The sequence below is a fragment of the Hymenobacter sp. R533113 genome (assembly GCF_056835965.1).
This window is the reverse complement of the sequence record NZ_JAKWBD010000016.1, coordinates 1-16554: the sequence shown is the minus strand read 5'-3', so window position 1 is coordinate 16554 and position 16554 is coordinate 1. Positions and strand designations below refer to the sequence as shown.

Annotated in this window: 14 protein-coding genes; 9 read left to right on the top strand and 5 right to left on the bottom strand. The window is 55.7% G+C overall.

Annotated elements, in window-relative coordinates:
- Positions 1-84 precede the first annotated feature (84 nt).
- The 3 genes from MKZ35_RS21850 to MKZ35_RS21840 all read left to right on the top strand — a co-directional run bounded on the left by MKZ35_RS21850 (position 85) and on the right by MKZ35_RS21840 (position 1966).
- The gene (locus MKZ35_RS21850; RefSeq protein ID WP_482515338.1) at positions 85-501 is read left to right on the top strand and encodes a hypothetical protein; all 417 of its coding nucleotides are present in this window, start codon (positions 85-87) and stop codon (positions 499-501) included.
- 106 nt (positions 502-607) lie between these two features.
- Positions 608-1207, top strand: coding sequence for a methyltransferase family protein (locus tag MKZ35_RS21845; protein WP_482515337.1), 600 nt, complete (start codon positions 608-610; stop codon positions 1205-1207).
- 303 nt (positions 1208-1510) lie between these two features.
- Positions 1511-1966 (top strand): carboxypeptidase-like regulatory domain-containing protein, encoded by a 456-nt coding sequence (locus MKZ35_RS21840; RefSeq protein WP_482515336.1) that lies wholly within the window; start codon positions 1511-1513, stop codon positions 1964-1966.
- 69 nt (positions 1967-2035) lie between these two features.
- Here the strand turns inward: MKZ35_RS21840 and MKZ35_RS21835 are convergent, their stop codons facing one another.
- The 3 genes from MKZ35_RS21835 to MKZ35_RS21825 form a co-directional block, all read right to left on the bottom strand.
- Positions 2036-3508 carry an APC family permease gene (locus MKZ35_RS21835; RefSeq protein WP_482515335.1) on the bottom strand — a complete coding sequence of 491 codons (1473 nt, stop codon included), beginning with the start codon at positions 3506-3508 and terminating at the stop codon, positions 2036-2038.
- A gap of 112 nt (positions 3509-3620) precedes the next feature.
- A complete protein-coding gene (locus MKZ35_RS21830) occupies positions 3621-4493 on the bottom strand; it encodes a hypothetical protein (protein ID WP_482515334.1) in 873 nt (290 codons plus the stop codon).
- Positions 4494-4741: 248 nt separating this feature from the next.
- Positions 4742-6475: a site-specific DNA-methyltransferase gene (locus MKZ35_RS21825; RefSeq protein WP_482515333.1), complete on the bottom strand. Its 1734-nt coding sequence runs from the start codon at positions 6473-6475 to the stop codon at positions 4742-4744.
- A gap of 596 nt (positions 6476-7071) precedes the next feature.
- Here MKZ35_RS21825 and MKZ35_RS21820 point away from each other — a divergent pair.
- Both MKZ35_RS21820 and MKZ35_RS21815 read left to right on the top strand, forming a co-directional pair.
- Entirely contained in the window at positions 7072-9813 is a 2742-nt protein-coding gene (locus tag MKZ35_RS21820) for a hypothetical protein (RefSeq protein ID WP_482515332.1), read from the top strand.
- Positions 9814-10087: 274 nt separating this feature from the next.
- Positions 10088-11308, top strand: a complete 1221-nt coding sequence (locus MKZ35_RS21815; RefSeq protein ID WP_482515331.1) for a tol-pal system protein YbgF — start codon at positions 10088-10090, stop codon at positions 11306-11308.
- Between the two features lie 241 nt (positions 11309-11549).
- Here the strand turns inward: MKZ35_RS21815 and corA are convergent, their stop codons facing one another.
- Complete coding sequence (corA, locus tag MKZ35_RS21810) at positions 11550-12743, bottom strand: magnesium/cobalt transporter CorA (RefSeq protein ID WP_482515330.1); 1194 nt, start codon at positions 12741-12743, stop codon at positions 11550-11552.
- Positions 12744-12899: 156 nt separating this feature from the next.
- Here corA and MKZ35_RS21805 point away from each other — a divergent pair, with 156 nt between their 5' ends.
- From MKZ35_RS21805 to MKZ35_RS21790, 4 genes are all read left to right on the top strand, one after another.
- Positions 12900-13919, top strand: coding sequence for a hypothetical protein (locus MKZ35_RS21805; protein ID WP_482515329.1), 1020 nt, complete (start codon positions 12900-12902; stop codon positions 13917-13919).
- Positions 13920-14058: 139 nt separating this feature from the next.
- Entirely contained in the window at positions 14059-14532 is a 474-nt protein-coding gene (locus MKZ35_RS21800; protein WP_482515328.1) for a hypothetical protein, read from the top strand.
- Positions 14493-15368 carry an MATE family efflux transporter gene (locus MKZ35_RS21795; protein WP_482515327.1) on the top strand — a complete coding sequence of 292 codons (876 nt, stop codon included), beginning with the start codon at positions 14493-14495 and terminating at the stop codon, positions 15366-15368. The genes MKZ35_RS21800 and MKZ35_RS21795 overlap by 40 nt, the downstream gene beginning before the upstream one ends.
- A complete protein-coding gene (locus MKZ35_RS21790) occupies positions 15325-16311 on the top strand; it encodes a glycosyltransferase family 2 protein (RefSeq protein WP_482515326.1) in 987 nt (328 codons plus the stop codon). The genes MKZ35_RS21795 and MKZ35_RS21790 overlap by 44 nt, the downstream gene beginning before the upstream one ends.
- A 49-nt stretch (positions 16312-16360) precedes the next feature.
- Here the strand turns inward: MKZ35_RS21790 and MKZ35_RS21785 are convergent.
- The coding region (locus MKZ35_RS21785) for a hypothetical protein (RefSeq protein WP_482515325.1) at positions 16361-16554 on the bottom strand (194 nt) is incomplete at its 5' end.

Below are 16554 nucleotides of genomic sequence, written 5' to 3'. Positions count from 1 at the left end.
CGCGCAGCATATTAGGTATAACTGTCAGTAAGTCTCCGCCGTAAGCAAAGAACAGATTAGCATTCCACCCAAAAACCTACGACAATGATTTTAGATAAACTTTTCGGCGACGACGATAATAACGAGAACGGCGACATTACCGAAGGCAAGGGCGTCTCCAAGAATGAAGAGTTTGAGGCGCAAAAGAAGGTTCAGCAAACCGAGAGTAATGGCAAAGAAGCCAATGACCCCTCGGCCCAGCGAAATACGGGCGCCAACGGCTACACCCAGCGCAGCAACCAGAAAGACCAGCTCGAAAACCTGCACATTGGCGGCGACGAAACTTCGCCCCAGGGCGGCAACGACCATAAGAACGCCGGTGAGCAGGCGCAAGGCCCTGGTTTTGAGGCCGAAGGCACCTACGAGCTGGATCATACGGTGCGCACCAGTGAGCAAAAATTTGGCGAAGCCGAGCCCAGTGGACCAGATAAGCCACTAATAGATGGCTCTATTTCACAGTAAGTTGCCATCTTAAAACAAACAAACCCCACGCTCCCAGCGTGGGGTTTTTTGGTGAGTGGCATTTATTCCATCCTGTTCATTCCATTTGATTACTTATAAGGTTACTATGGGTTTATTAATCCTCTGTTGGATAGTTTATTATGCCTTACATAGTTTGCTGGCTACACCGTGGGTGAAGAATAAGGTGGCCGCCCACTGGTCGGCGGCGCCTCGCTACTACCGGCTGGCTTACAATCAGGTGTCAGTATGGTTATTTTTGTTGGTGTTGCGCTACCAGTTTAGCTTGCCTGCAACGCGTGTAGCGCCTGCTTCGCTCGTGCTTACCATTGGTGGCTACATCTTGCTGGCTGTGGGCCTGCTACTAGCTGTACTAGCAATGCGTGGATATAGCTTGAGTGAGTTTGCCGGGTGGGCCTACGTACGCAATGGCGCCGCCGCAGCGGATACAGCCCTCAACACCAGTGGCCTTAATGGGATAGTGCGGCATCCATTCTACGCCGGTATTATCGTGGGGCTGGGGGGCTTTTTTATGGTGAATCCCACGCTGCCCTGGCTCGTGTTTGTCGCTTGTGCGGTACTGTATATTCTGGTAGGAAGCCGCTTGGAGGAGCGCAAACTGTTTCAGCGGTTTGGCGACACCTATGCGCGCTATCAGCAGCGCGTACCTATGCTATTGCCCCGCGTAAGAGGGCAGTCGAAAGCCTAGACTAGGGCTTGTAGTAGGCTTATGCTTAAGCCGATGTGCACCCATACTGGTGTATTAACCAGCCTTTATTATAGGGATTGATAAATACTTGAGGCTGGCTTACAAATAACTTTTTCTATAAAAAGTGCATTTGCTGCGCCCAAATGGGCTTAATCATGGTTGTGTTACTTATTATGGCAAAATATTTATAAAAAACTTGTTCTGTATGTGACGATTCATATATATTTACAACATGAAACTTAGGAAGGGATTTCTCTCGCCTATTTTTTCATCCACTCGCCCTCACTACCTACTGCTGCCGCAATGACCCTCCTCACTACCCTCAAGGCCCTGACCCGGCCAGTTATGGCTCTGACATTAGTAGCAAGCTGCCTGCTCTCTAATTTTGCTCACGCAACGGACTCTGCCCCCAAGGCTAAAAAGGAAAACAATGCTGCCCCGGCAGCTTCAGTGGTGGGTATAGCTGCCTCAGCTTCCGCCAGCGCTACCGCCGCTTCGGTGGTGCTTACCGGCCGCATTCGCAACGAGCAAGGCCAGCCATTAGCTGGTGCCACGGTTTATTTGCAGGGCAGCGCACTAGCCGTCACCACCAACGGACAAGGTGTTTTCTCTTTAGAAGTACCTGCCGCCGGCAAGAAAACGCTCCGCTACGGCTACGGTGGCTACCAGGACCGCGACGTGATTGTTAGCAGTAGCGCCCCACTAACCATCAGCCTGCAACCCAGCACTGAGAATGCTAAGCAACGCCAAGAAAAATAAGCTAGCAGTACCGCCCACAAAAAAGCCCCCCAGTTAATCACTGGGGGGCTTTTTTGTGAGTTATAAATATTAAGCTTTCACTTTCGACTCGGGGCGGACGGCAAACTGCTTGCCGAAGAAGAAGTACACCGGCACCCCCACCGCTACCAGCAGCAACCCCAGGCCGGAGTCGCGGGCCGTGGCGGGCGAAACGAGCAGAATAACGCAGAAAGCAGAGGCCAGAATGACATAGAGCAGCGGAATAACCGGGTAGCCCAACGCCTTATAAGGGCGGGGCGCATCGGGGCGCGTGCGGCGCAGAATGAAGATGCCGATGATGGTGATGACATAAAACAGAATCACCGAAAACATCACATAGTTGAGCAGTTGCCCATAGGAGCCCGTCAGGCACAACCCGCAGGCCCACAGGCATTGGGCCCACAGCGCCACGCCGGGTACGCCGGCTTTGTTGAGCCGCGCCATGCCGGGAAAAAACAAGCCGTCTTTAGCCATTGCGTAGTAGGCACGCGCGCCGCTGAGAATGATACTGTTATTAGCGCCAAACGTGCTGATCATAATCAGCACGGCCATGACGTAGGCCCCGGCCCGGCCCAAGATGCTCTCGGCCACGGCCGTAGCTACCAAATCGCCTTTCGTGTACATAATGCCGCGCCCCAGAATATCGGTCGCGTCAGGGCTTCCTTGCAGGGGAAGCACCAGCAGATATACCAGATTAATAAGCAGATACAGGCCCGTAACGATAGCCGTACCAATAGCCATGCTGAGCACGATAGTGCGCTCGGGCCGCACGATTTCGTCGCCGGAGAAGCCGATGTTGTTCCAGGCGTCGGAGCTAAACAAGGAGCCCGTCATAGCCAGGCCAATGGCACCAACCAGCCCCCAGATACTCAGCGGCACGGCCTCGCCCGTAGGTGAGAAGCTGGCTGGCTGCCACATATCGCTAAAGTTGACGTTGACAGCTTCCTGATTGATGCCCAGCGCCAAACCAAACATAATCAGCAGGGCCAGTGCCACCAGCTTGGTTGTACCGAACACATTGGAAATGAGCTTGCCGCCGCGCACGCCCTGCGCATTCACCCACGTCAGGCCCACCAGCATAAGCACGGCCAGCAGCATCACCGTACTGAACCGGAAGCCCAGAATGGAGAACAAGATGTGCTCTTCGCTAAACCACGGCACCAGCACGCCCACAAACCGGGCAAAGGCCACGGCCACCGCCGCAATTACGCCCGTCTGGATAACCAGAAACAGCGACCAGCCATATAGAAAGGCCACGAGCTTGTTGTAGGCCTCGCGCAGGTACACATATTGCCCGCCCACCTTCGGAAACATGGAGGCCAGCTCGCCGTAGCTTACCGCCCCGGCCAGGGTTATAAAGCCCGTGACCAGCCACACCACCAACAGCCAGCCCGGCGAGCCTACTTTCCGGGATATATCGGCGGAAACAATGAAAATACCAGACCCAATCATGCTGCCGGTCACAATCATGATGGCATCGAAGAGGGTAATGGCGCGTTGAAACTGACCTTGTTTTTCAGGCATGAGAGAGGGTAGAGATAGATTCAGGGGCGGAAGATAGAAAAGAAAAGCCCTGTCCAGTCCGGTAGGGTAGCGCTGGGGGGCAAATTGAGCCTGAAAAAGATAAAGGAGCGGGCTATACTTCCAGCTTGGGCAGGCGCCAGTGGCGGCCGACTAGCTTGAGCATTGTGCGGCGCCAGCGGGGCAGGTTGCGGTAAGCAAACTCTTCCTGGTGCAGGCGCGGAATATCGAGGCGAGTGGCCCGCTCATACAGCTCATCGGGGCCGCAGTGCTGGTACTTTTGAAAGAGAGTAGCCAGGGTGGGCCTGATTGATTTCAGATTCCAGTAGTGCAGCACATACGGCGCCGCCTCGGCAATTGGGCCATCTACCTGAAACCGCATGCTGAAAGCTAACTGCTCCATAATGTGCCGGTTGTAGGCGGCGTACAGCACCTCGGCCAGCTCGCGCACATCCGGTAGCGCCTTTGCGGCGGGGCTGGAAAGCCCTATTACCCCAGAGTTGTAGAGCTGGGTAGTAGCGTGTATGTGCAGATCATAGCTACCAATATGCCATTGATGCTTTTTCAGACGATGGTATATTTTGCGGCTCAGCTCGTTGCCCTCGGCCATTGGCCCTTCGCAAACGTGCATGAAGCGCTGGCCCTCGCCAATAGCCTGAAAAACGGGCGCCGGGTCGCGCAGCCAAATGGTATCGGTATCCACAAACAGCAGATTGCCAGGGTAGTTAGCCGCTGCGTGTTCCAGCACCGCAATCTTGAGCAAGTACACGCGGCTGCCCTGCCAGGCCTGCCATTGCTCGGTGGAAATAGCTGGGTAATAAATGTTTTTCTGCTCCCCCAGTACCTTCTGAAACTCTTCCGGTCTATCTGTATAAATGCAGATAGCAGCCGGCGACTTCTGGGCTACCTGGTTGTAAGACAGGATGCTATAAATGGCTTCACTGCAAATATCGCTCGGGCCGTAAGCAAGATAAAGTAAGGAATTCATCCGTTTGATGCCGTTTGGGGTTGATGACCTGATACCGCGAAATGCTGCATAAGCTACTGTGGTCAAAAAAGCTCCCATAGCTTCTGGGGGGCTTTTTGTCTGCCGGAGTGGTCCTACCAATTCCGCGAAGCGGTTGGTAGAACCACTATCGTTGAACAATAACACGCGAGGTCGTTTCACGATAGTGGTTCTACCAACCGCTTCGCGGAATTGGTAGGACCACGCTAGACTATTCTTTCCGCCCCGACTCAGCTTACCCGCACTTCGCCATTCACGAATACGCGCACTACTTCGGTGGCGCTCAGGCCGTCGTTGTCCACTACCTGCACGGCAATGGTGTGGGTGCCGGGCTTGAGCTGGAAGGTTTGAATGCCCGTTTTGTCCAGCAGAATGCTGGGCCGGAAGCCCTGGGTCGGGTCGTGGCGCTCATCCCAGGCATAGAACTCCAGGCCGGCGGGGCTCTGGCCGGTGGCCGCGAGCTGCACCGGACGCTTGCCACCGTTGCCGGCTGGTGCCAGGGCCTGCACCGCCACGCTCAGGCGGGGCTTGTGGGCCAGGGGCACGATGTCCTCTACCCGGACCAGCTCGATGCGGATGTTTTCCTTGGTGCGCAGGCGGGCCACTTCTTCCACGGCCCCGCTCCCGAAGCTGAAGGCCAGAATGTAGCCCACCGCCTCGCCGCTGGCCCGCTGCCGCGCAAACAGGGCCGCGTCGTGGCGCTCGGCGGCGGCGCGGAAGTTATCGACCACGTTGCGGCCGATTTTCTCGCTTTGCTTGACTTGCAGGGGCAACCCCTCGCGGCTGGTGCCATCCAGGCCCAGGTCGCCGCGGCGCTTCACGTTGGGTGTACCGCCAAATTGCGTCACCAGCCAGCCTTCAAAAATGTAGGGATTCTGAGCTTTGAGCGTGTCGATGTCGTACTTGTGCAGGCGCACGGCAAAGTCCTGGCTGAACAGGTCGCGGCCCTGAAGCAGGCGCAGCTCGGTTACTTTTACGGCCTGCACGCTCTGGTCGATGCCCAGCCAGCGGCGCTTGAGGCGCTCGGCCGCCACTACCGTCGTGCCCCCGCCCACGAACGGGTCCAGCACCACGTCGCCCTCGTTCGAGGCCATCGCAATAATGCGCTCTAGTAAGGCGACGGGTTTTTGGGTCGGGTAGCCGATGAGTTCGTTGGAACGGGAATGAACCGGCGGAATGTCCAGCCAAAGATTAGTAAGCAAAGTGCCTTTGGATTCACTTAAATAACGCTTCAGCCGCGGCCGGTTCTGATAAGCCAGCGTACCATCTTTATTCGTTGGAAACCAGATGCGACCCTCAGCATCTAATTTTTCCATCGTTTCCCGTGAAAACCGCCAACCTAATGCTGGCGGTGTCCAACCATTGTACTCGTACCATCCATTCGGCTTGCCTGTCTCTTTATTAATGGCCGACATTCCTCCATTAGCTGGAGCCGCCATATCAGCCCGCAGATAACGCCCTCGCCCATTCTCATCATCATGTCGGTATTCCTCAGCTAAATGCTTGGCAGAATGCCCTCCATAGATTGGGTTAAACGTATTCTTGGTTGATTTAGAATAGTAATAGATGGCATCATTCACTACTGGAATTTTCTTCTTTGCGTCAGAATGAGCATTGGTCCGCTGCCACACGATTTCCGCCCGGAAGTTCTCTTCCCCAAACAGCTTATCCAGAATAAAAATCTTGATATACGCGTCCGCGTGCCAGTCGCAGTGCAGGAAGAGGGAGCCGGTGGGCTTGAGGATGCGGTGCAGCTCGCGCACCCGCTCGTTGAGCCAGTCGATGTACTGCATGATGCCCCCACTCCAGCGGTCCTCGAAGGAGCGCCGCTCCCCGGCGTCGCCCCAGATAACTTCGTACGTGCGGTTAGAGAAAAACGGCGGGTCGAGGTAAATCAGGTCCACCGACTCGGCGGGCATGTGGCGCAGCACTTCCAGGTTGTCGCCCAGGATGAGTTCATTCATGGCCGGAAGATAGGGAGGCAAGCGCGTATCGACCATATGGGCTAGCGCGAAGGAGGAAGAACCAGCCCACAAAAAGCCCCCCAGAACGTCCTGCTTATCTAGCGTCCCGACAGGAAGCATTTCGTTTGCGGTCGTTGTGCTGGTACTGTCATGCCTCATCTGGCGTCCGCTTGTCGAAGCATCTCTACTGGTTAGTAATCTTATAGCATTACAACGAAGCAGTAGAGATGCTTCGACAAGCGGACGCCAGATGAGGCATGACCGCCTTTTGTATAGCAATGACCGCACGCGAGATGCTTCGCTTTGCTCTGCATCGCGTTTTGTTTCAATGGTACTGTCATGCTGATCTTGTCGAAGCATCTCGCGTGCTGATGTAGGGTTAGTAATCTGACTTAACACGCGAGATGCTTCGACAAGCTCAGCATGAGAGTACCAGCACAACGACTGCCCGCGAGCTGCCTCCTGGCGGGACGCTAGATAAGCAGAACGTTCTATTTAGTGCTAGCTGACTGCCTTTGCGGCCCGCCGCCCACAACCTTGCGGTCCACTTCGCCGAATAGCTACCTTTACCGCTTGTCACGCTCCCTGGCCACCTAATGTCGCAGAAGCTTCTGGTGTTTTTGGCAGGACTGCTGCTGGTTTCGGCCCTCGGCTCCTACCTGTATTACCGCCGTTCGGTGGCCCGCACCCCCGTGGACCCTTGGGCGCTGGTGCCCGACGATGCCGTGCTGGTTACCGCCACCCGCGACCATCCGACGCTGGTGCGTCATCTGAAGGAAACCCAGATCTGGGACAACCTGACCGGCGTGCGCTATTTTCAGCAGGTAGAGGAAAACGTGGCCCTGATTGATAGTATTGCCGGTAGCCAAAGCGTAGTGCTGCGTTTTTTGGGCACTAAGCTGGTTCTCACCTCCGTGCACGTTACCGGTCCCACCACCTTCGATCTGTTGTTCCAGGTGCCCATTAGCACCGTGCGAGAGTACCGGCAGCTACGGGGCCTATTGAACGGCTTGGGCCAGGATGCGCGCTACCGCGTAACGACAAGGGAGTACCGCGGGCAGCAGATTACGGATGTCCGGCAGCGCGGCACGGGTCATGGCATTACGTTTCTGAACTACCGCAACCAACTTATTATAAGCACCAATGCGGGCCTGGTAGAAACGGTAGTAAGACGCCTAGAGCAACCAGAGCTACCTTCTGTAGCCGCCGATTTTCAAAATACCGACTACCTCCAGCACAAGGACGTTGATGCGATGCTGCTGCTCAATTACCGGCAGTTTCCGCGTTTTCTGGGCGTATTCTTTCGTCCGGAGCTGCGGCCTAGCCTGGAAAGTATTACGGGCCTGAGTCGCAATGGCCTGCTCGGCATGAAACTCGTGGGCAATAAGATTTTATTCAACGGCTTCACCAACCCCGAAACCACCCGCGACGCCCTGCACCAGCGCCTGCGCGGCCAACCCGCCCAGCGCCTGCGCATGGCCGACGTGCTGCCCCTGCGCACCGCCTTACTATTGCATCTGGGCCTGCAGGATATGGCCACGCTGCCCGTGGCGCGGTGGTCGGCCGCCACGGATACCCTCGCGGCCCGTACCGGCTCCCTGCTCGACAGCCTGACGGCCTCATTCAGCCGGGAGGCAGCTTTGTGCTATCTGGCTTCGGCGTCGCCCCGCCAGGTGCCGGCCAAGCTTGCCTTAGTCTATTGCCCCGATCCGCTGCGTACGGCTACGCTACTCGGTCAGCTGCGCCGTCTCACGGGTGCCAGCCCTTCCTTTGAGCGCGTAGGAGCTTACCGAATTTACCAGGGCGGTGTGCCCGAGTTGCCCAGCCGCCTGCTGGGGGGCTTTTTTACCGGCTTCGAGGAGGCACCCGTCGTGGCGCAGGTCGGTGATTATCTGGCTTTTGGCAAAGACGCCGCCACCCTGCGCACCTGGCTGACTGATGTGGCTAGTAAAGCTACCTGGAGCAGCTCGCCGGCTCAGGTGGCCTTTCTGCAGGAAACCCAGCCGCTGGCCCGCCTAAGTCTGATAATGGACACCCGCAACAGCTGGAACGTGCTGCTGCGGGCGTTGGTAGAGGAGCGCCGGGCGGGTTTGCTGCGCAATGAAGCCCTGTTTAAGCGCTTTCCGCAACTGGCCCTGCAGTTTGTGCCCCCTGCTAATGAGGCCGATGCGGATACCCAATACTATACCCAGCTGCTACTGCGGCATCCGGCAGTGGGTCCGGCCGTGGCAAGCCCTCAAGGCCTCAATGCCACGGGCGGCTTGCTCACGTTCAAAACGCCTTTAGCAAGCTCACCCACCCTGGTAACTGTTCAGGGGGCCCGGCTGCCCGGCGTGCTGGTGCAGGATAAGGCGCAGGTGCTGCACTACGTGACTCCCGACAACGTGGTGGCCTGGTCCGATACGCTGCCGGGGCCGCTGGTTGGGCCAATCAGCCGGTTGCCGGTGGGGGGCGATTTGGGCTATCTGCTGGCTACGCCCACCCAGCTGCACCTGCTCGATCCGCAGGGCCGCCCGGCCCCGAACTTTCCTTTAAACCTACCCGATACGGTGCGTGCTAACTCGCTTACCGCCGGACCAGCCATCGGAAAAATGCCCCCCGGTTTGCTGGTAGGCGGCGGCGGGAGCAATTTGTTTTTATTCGATACCAATGGTCAGGCCTTCTCTGGCTGGCAGCCTAAGCGCCTGGATTTCAGCCTGGCCGCACCACCGCATTACCTGGTCGTTGGCGGGCGGACAGTTGTTGTGGCGCTGCTGGAAAACGGCTACGTGTATGCCTATAATCAGCAAGGCAATCTGTACCCTGGCTTCCCCCTTAGCGTGGGGGCCCGACTCAATACAAGCGCTTTCGTGGAGGGCGGTACTACCCTGGGCCGCACCCGCCTGACGGTAGTTAACCAGCACGGGGAGAGAGTTACCTTCAACCTGAGCGGCGACGTGGTCAGCCGCGGCCGGATAGCAACCTGGAGCCGCAACTCGGTCTTTCGCCTGGTGCCCGACCCCGCCCGCCGCGGCTACGTGGTAGCCCGGGAAGAGGGCGGGAGGGTAAGTCTGTTCGACGCGTCGGGCCGGCAGCTGCTGACGCAGAACTTTCTGACCTCGGGCCGCAAGCCCGTGCAGTACTTCGACTTCGGGGCCGGTCGTCGCGTATTCGTAATCACGGAGCCGGCTCCGCGCCGGGCGTATATCTATGACGCCCAGGGGCGCTTGGTAGGTGGTCAGCCATTTGTGAGCACCGTCCCTGAAGTTGCCCTACACTACGAAGCTATGACCGGCACTTACTACTTATTTCGCACGGTAGATACGGAGCTACGACGTACCGATTTGAAAATGAACTAGAGCATTTGTTCAGTTCTTATTGCGTCTTAGGTACATTAATTGCTTGCATTACCCCGTTATCCCAAGAAGATGACGGGGTTTATTTTTTTTATAATAATCAAAGATAAATAGCCACAATAGCCGATATATCTTGCAGGTTTCTAACTTCAGGTGATGAAAGTAAAGCAGGCTTTAAAGTTGTACTATGTATAGAAAACTTTTACTCTTATTTTTTGGCCTATTTCCTTTACTAACCCTGGCTCAAGGCTCGAGTGCTATACCGCCGGTGCCAGTAATGCCCGGCGTAGAAGTAGCTGACGTAGAGGTGCTTCCCGGCGCTGTTGATACCCAAGGCTGGCTGTTGCTCGACCAGGATATCCAGACGGAGCTGGAGGGCGCGGTGGATAATCTCTACAACTTCAAATTTGATAAAGCCGAAAAGCAGTTTCGGTCGCTCAAGCGGCGCTATCCCGAGCACCCAATGCCGTATTTTCTGCTCGGCCTGAGCACCTGGTGGAAGATTCTACCCACCAATATGCAGGAGAAAAAGTACGATAAGCTGCTGTATGCCTACATGGATACCGCAATTACCTACGGCGAGAAACTATACGAGGCCGACAATAAGAATTACGAAGCCTGCTTCTTTCTCTCCGCTGCCTATGGCTTCGATGCCCGGCTGAACGCGGAGCGTTCAAACTGGCGCAAAGCTACCGTGAGCAGCAAGCGTGCCCTCAATTATCTGGCTAAAAGCAAAGAAGCTAATGGCTTGAGCCCCGATTTTCTGCTTGGGGAGGCGCTGATGAACTATTATGCCGTCTGGATTGCGGAGAACTATCCTTTGCTGCGGCCCGTGCTGCTCTTTTTCCCCAAAGGCAACCAGAAGCTGGGCCTGCAACAACTGCGCACCGTGGCCGATAATGGCTTTTATACCGGAATGGAAGCCAAGTTTTTCCTGATGAAGATTCTGCTGAATGAGGAAGATAATCCTGCCCAATGCCTTCCCGTGGCGCGCTATCTGGCCACCACTTACCCCGACAATGGCTATTTCCAGCGCATCTATGCGCTGACTTGCTTTCGGGAACAGCAAAACCAGGAATGTGAGCGGGTAAGTCGCGATATTCTGGCTAAGATCAATCGGGGGATGCCCGGCTACGAAGGCGTGAGTGGTAAGTACGCCACCTATATGCTGGGCTCGCTCATGCAGTTGCGCTACAAAGACCAGGCGAAGGCCAAAGACTATTATGAGCGGTGTATTGTATTTGCGGAGGCTACCGGCGAAACAACCGTTGGGTTCTACGTGTACGCCAACCAAAGTCTGGCGCAAATGGCTGCGGCCCAGCGTGATATAAAAACGGCTCTGCGCTATTACAGCGTCGTGCGCGATAAGGCCGACCGCAAATCGGAGTCGTATCGGGAGGCCACTGCTTATTACAAAAAGCACAAAAACAACCCGCTCAATTCCGGTAGCTCCCCCGCATCGCGCGTCTCATCTACTTCCCTGCAAACCCGGCGCTAAACAACATTTAACATTTAACACTTAACACTTAACATTTAACAGGTAAAAATGCTCCCCAGATGCTTTAAGAAGCGTTTGGGAGGCATTTTTACTTATTCAGGCCTTACGCAACTGCTTTTGTGCAACCGCTTCTACAGTATCAAGGGGTCTCTTTGGTACTCACAGCAGGCTCCGTGTTCAGATTAACTATCTGATTTTAAGGTTTTTTTGCTTTTAATTAGGCAGGCCCTATTGTTAAATGTTAGTTGTTCCTCAGCCAGCCTTTACGGTAGAAATAGACAAGTTGAAAAGTTACGATCAGGGCCAGAATACCCAGCAATATAGGGTAGCCCCAGGGCTCGTAGAGCTCCGGCATATTCAGATGATTGATGCTCCCATCGGGCGCTTCGCGCTGAAAGTTCATGCCATACAAGCCCACCACGAAGCTGAGGGGAATAAAGATGCTGCTGATAATAGTGAGCACCTTCATGACCTCGTTCATGCGGTTGCTCTGGTCCGACATAAACAGATCGACGAGGCTGGTGACCGATTCACGGTAGCTCTCGGCCAAATCCAGGCTCTGGATGGCGTGGTCGTAACAGTCGCGGAAAAATGGCTTAATATCATCGGGAATCACCTCGTCGGGCTGCCGCAGGATTTCTGATATTTTCTCGCGTTCCGGGTACACCAGGCGCCGAAAGCGGATGATATCCTTCTTCACGTGCAGAATCCGATTGAGTAAGCGCCGGTCGCCGCGCCGCCCGGTCAGAATCCGATGCTCCAGCGTCTCGATGTAGTCGCCGATGGCGGCCATGGTCGGATAGTAGTGATCGAGCACTATATCGGTTAGGGCGTAAGCCAGGTAGAGCGAAGAGCGATTTTTTATCTGGCTGAAGCCTGAGCGCAGCCGATGACGAACGGCTTCCAGGCAATCTTCATAGTCATCCTGAAAACTGAGAATGTAGTTGGGGCCCGTGAATATGGAGAGCTGGTCGTCGTCGATTTCGAGTAGGGGCGTAAATTCCGTCATGCGAGAAACCAGAAACAGCCGTCCGTCTTCCAGAACATCCACTTTGGCCCGCTGATAGTCGCTGAGCACATCCTCCATCAGAAGCGGGTGAATGGCAAAATCGGCCATCAGGCGTTGCAGCAGGTCTAAATCGTTGTAACCTCGTATATCAATCCAGTGCTTGAGGCTGGGATTGGCCTGGAAATACTGGATCAGCTCCGCGTAGCTGGCGTACTCTTTTTCCAGAAAGAAATCGGCGGTGTACGAAATCATAAACAGGCGCGGAGTCAGGGCATCGGCGCGGATGGTGAGGGTACCCGGCCGCTGACCAACGGATTGCTCCTTAGCCTGGCGCGTCGCGTCGCGGTCGGCTACACCCGTCGGGTGCTCCGTTTCCGGGCTGCCGGGCACTTGGTTGGCGGTAAGTGGCGACGAAGTAGGTTCCATGCAGCAAAAGGGAAAGGGAGCGTTTGCGGTTTCTAAGGTAAGTAAGCTCCGTGTCAGATTGGCCTCGACTTGCGGGTGAAGTAATGGGGTTTAGCTACATCATTCTTTATAAGGGGAAAAATCGCGCGGTTTTACTCGTAATTTCGCAGTCCGAATTTGACATTTTCCTTAGTGAACTCCACCATCGGCACTGCCCAGCTGCTTGCTTTTTCTACCAATGAGGCCCGGTACGTGGTGCGGTATGGGCAGGGGAGCGAGCCGCTGCTGCCTCTGGCGTTTGAGTCTTTTTTGTATATGCAGTCGGCTCACCTTCGCCTCCGACGGTCGGCGGGCCAGCATCTGGCGTTTTACCTCGAAAACGAAGCCCGCGCCCAAACCGTCGCGCAACTGCATGTTTTTATTGACGCCACTACTAACACGCTGGCTTATAGCCCATATCAGGCGCCGTTTGGGGGAATACAGATGGCCGCAGGAGTATCGGCGGCGGCCCTGAAGTCTTTCATGCTGGCCGTGCACTCCATCTTGAAGGAAATGGGAGTGCGGCGGCTGCGCATACGCGCCTATCCATTTGCCTACGACCCCGCGGGAAGCGCACGAATGACGCAGGTGTTGAGCCAGTTAGGCTATAAAGTGACACTAGCTGAATTAAATAATCATCTGCCTTTGGAGCAAGAGTTTGAGGCGCGGCTGCATCCTTCGGAGCGGCGACGTCTGGCCAAGTGCCGCCGCCATGGCTTTCACTTTGAGCAGGAGCCACTGTTTTTTTTGCCTAGAGCCTACGAGTTTCTGCGGCGCTGCCGCGAGGAGAAGGGTCAGCACCTGTCGTTGAGCGAGGAAAGACTAACGGAACTGTTTCGGGTATTTCCCAACAACCATTTTCTGTTCTCGGTGCGCGACCCGACTGGTGAGTGGGCGGCACTTACGGTGGCTATTCAAGTGAATGAGCGTGTACTTTACAACTTCTACCCAGCTAGCCCGCTGGCTTACAATGCGTTTAGCCCGGTAGTGCTGCTCAATGAAGGCTTGCACGCTTTTGGCCGGGCCAGCGGGTTGGCCTTACTTGACTTAGGTACCTCTACGCTGCCTACTGGCCTGAATCAGTCCCTGTTGCAGTTCAAACGTCATCTGGGGGGCATTTTGAGCTTGAAGCTAACTTTGGAATGGAAGGCTAAGTAGCTGCTTTGGCAAGTCTGCTTCCCTCAGTAAATTAATACGGTTACAGCCGGTAATATTGCACCCGGATAACCACAGGCTCCACTGTCATCATCCTGCGCGGCAGCTCACGCCCGCAAGTGAATTCGTAAACCCCTGATTTGTGCCTTCCAAACTGCCCCCCGACGCTACTCAAATTGCCCCCCAGTCGGAAGCCACGGTGCTTGGGCGATTTTTGCGCGGCTCCCTGGGCTCTAGTGTCGGTATCGGGGCGCGGGCGGGTGGAGCCTTGCTGCTCAATAAGTTGCTGGCTCTCTACGGCGGCCCCGGCGGCCTTACGCTGCTGACTCATTTTCAGAATCTACTAGCGCTGTTCACCACTTTGTCAACCGATGGGGTGCATGTGGGGGTGGTGAAATATCTGGCTCCACTGCGGGCCGGCTCAGGGCGCTACCGTGCCTGGTTTGGGGCAGGTATCCTTCTGAATTTATTGGGGCTTTTGCTGGGTGGATTGGCATTGCTGCTGGCACCAGGCCCCTTGGTTGGGATATTTCAGCTCACCGCAGGCTGGACGATTTGGTTTTTCTGGGTATTGGTATGCTCTCAGTGCATGCCTTGCTGGGGGCGGTGCTGCTAGCGGCAGGGCGGCTTCGCACGTATGTTTGGCTGACGGTCGCGCTCAGTTTTTTGGGGGTAAGTGGGGTGGCAGGGGCTTTGGCTTTAGGATGGCCCATTGAGCAAGTTCTGCTGACGTATCTAGTAGCCCAAAGCCTTACCCTGCTCCCTACAGTGCTGGCGTGCTGGCGGGCGGGTCTGTTACCCCGACTGCGGGGCCGAGTAAGCAAAGCCGCACTGCGAGGGCTGGGCCGCTTTCTGCTGATGGCCAGTAGTTTGCTCTTGTTTGGCACGGCCGTGAATTTTGCGCTTCGGGAAGTGCTGATTGCCCGCTTCGGACTGGCCCAAACGGACCTCTGGCAAGCCGTGGCTAAAGTATCGGACAATTACACTATGGTATTCACCGGCGTGATGAGCAGCGTGTATTATCCACGATTGGCCGCCTTGAGCACCCAACCCGCCGCGCAGCGGGCTTACGTACGCACTGTAATAATGCTGTTAGCGCCGGTGCTGGCCGTCGGGCTGGGCCTGCTTTATCTACTGCGTGACTGGCTGCTGCCTTTCCTTTTCGACGAGCAGTTTGCGGCGGCCAGTTACCTTTTTGCCCCCCAACTGCTAGGCGATTGGGCCAAGTTTTTATCCTGGCTTTTACTGTTTCTGCTTTCGGCCAAGGCTCAGGTTGGGCGCTACGTGGTGGTGCAGGCAGGCTCGGCGATGCTCTACGTGGCGTTGCTGCAAGGGCTGCTGCCGCACTACGGTTTGCTGGTGGCGCCGCTGGCTCATGCGGGCCGCTTCGGGCTGTTGCTGCTGCTTAGTGCGATATACTTTCGGTCTTATCTACGGCGTGGCAATGGTTGAGGAAGAGAAAAATGCCCCCCAGCCCGCCTTCAGCGAAACACAGCCGCTGGTGACGATTGTGGCGCTGTGTCATAACCACGCCCCTTTCCTGCGCGAGGCGTTGGACTCTATTTTGGCCCAAACTTACCCTGCGCTCGAAGTTTTGCTGGTAGATAACGGCAGCACCGACGCCAGCCTCGCGATTCTGCGGGAGTACGCCGCCGCTAATCCTGCCTGGAAGCTCACTCTGCATGCTCAAAACCTGGGTTTGTGCACCGGCTTCAACCAAGCTTATCGACAGTCTCGGGGGGCTTTCTTAATTGATTTCGCTACTGACGACGTGCTGCTGCCTCAACGTGTGGCGCAGCAAGTGGCCGCTTTTCAGTCTTTGCCGGCTACCTATGGCGTCGTGTACTCCGATGCGGAGCTGATTGATGAGCAGTCGCGCTTTCTGCGTCATCATTTTCGGCGCACTGCAAAAGGGCTGCAGCCGCGCCCGGCCTCGGGTGATGTGTTTGCCACTGTATTGGCTCTCTACTTTATCAGTACGCCTACCATGATGATGCGTCGCGCCACCCTCGACGAGCTGGGTGGCTATGATGAAACACTGTATTATGAAGATTTTGATTTCTGGGTCCGGGCGGCACGCAACTGGCATTTCTATTTTCTGGACGAGGTAACCACCCGCAAGCGCAAGCATCCTCAAGCCATGTCGCGCACGGCTTATTTGCCCTCCGACCCCCATCTGGACTCTACCATCCAAACGTGTCATAAAGCCTTGGCTCTATGCCGAGATGAAGGGGAGAAAGCTGCTCTTGCCGTGCGTCTGCGCTGGGAAATGCGACAGGCAATACGCTGGGGTAATCAGACGCACGCACTGGCCTTTTACTCCATATTGCGCCAAACTAATAACTCTTCCCTCATCGATTGGCTACTAGCGCACTGGAGCCGTTTGCGCTGGTAGTTTGCTATAAGTGAGATAGTTAACCTTGTTATTTTAGAATAGAATCTGCTCAATTCAACAATAAATACAGCTCCACGCCGCTATCCTGAGCTTCAAGCTTTCGATTCGGAAAACGCGCTAATACTTGTTCAGCAGAGGAGGAAATGACCTGCGGAATCAGTTCGTCGTTGCTGAGTATGGGCCGGTTAATGAGCAGCCAGGTTGGGCGGCCAGGCACTATACGGAGCGTGTCATAAGCGGCAT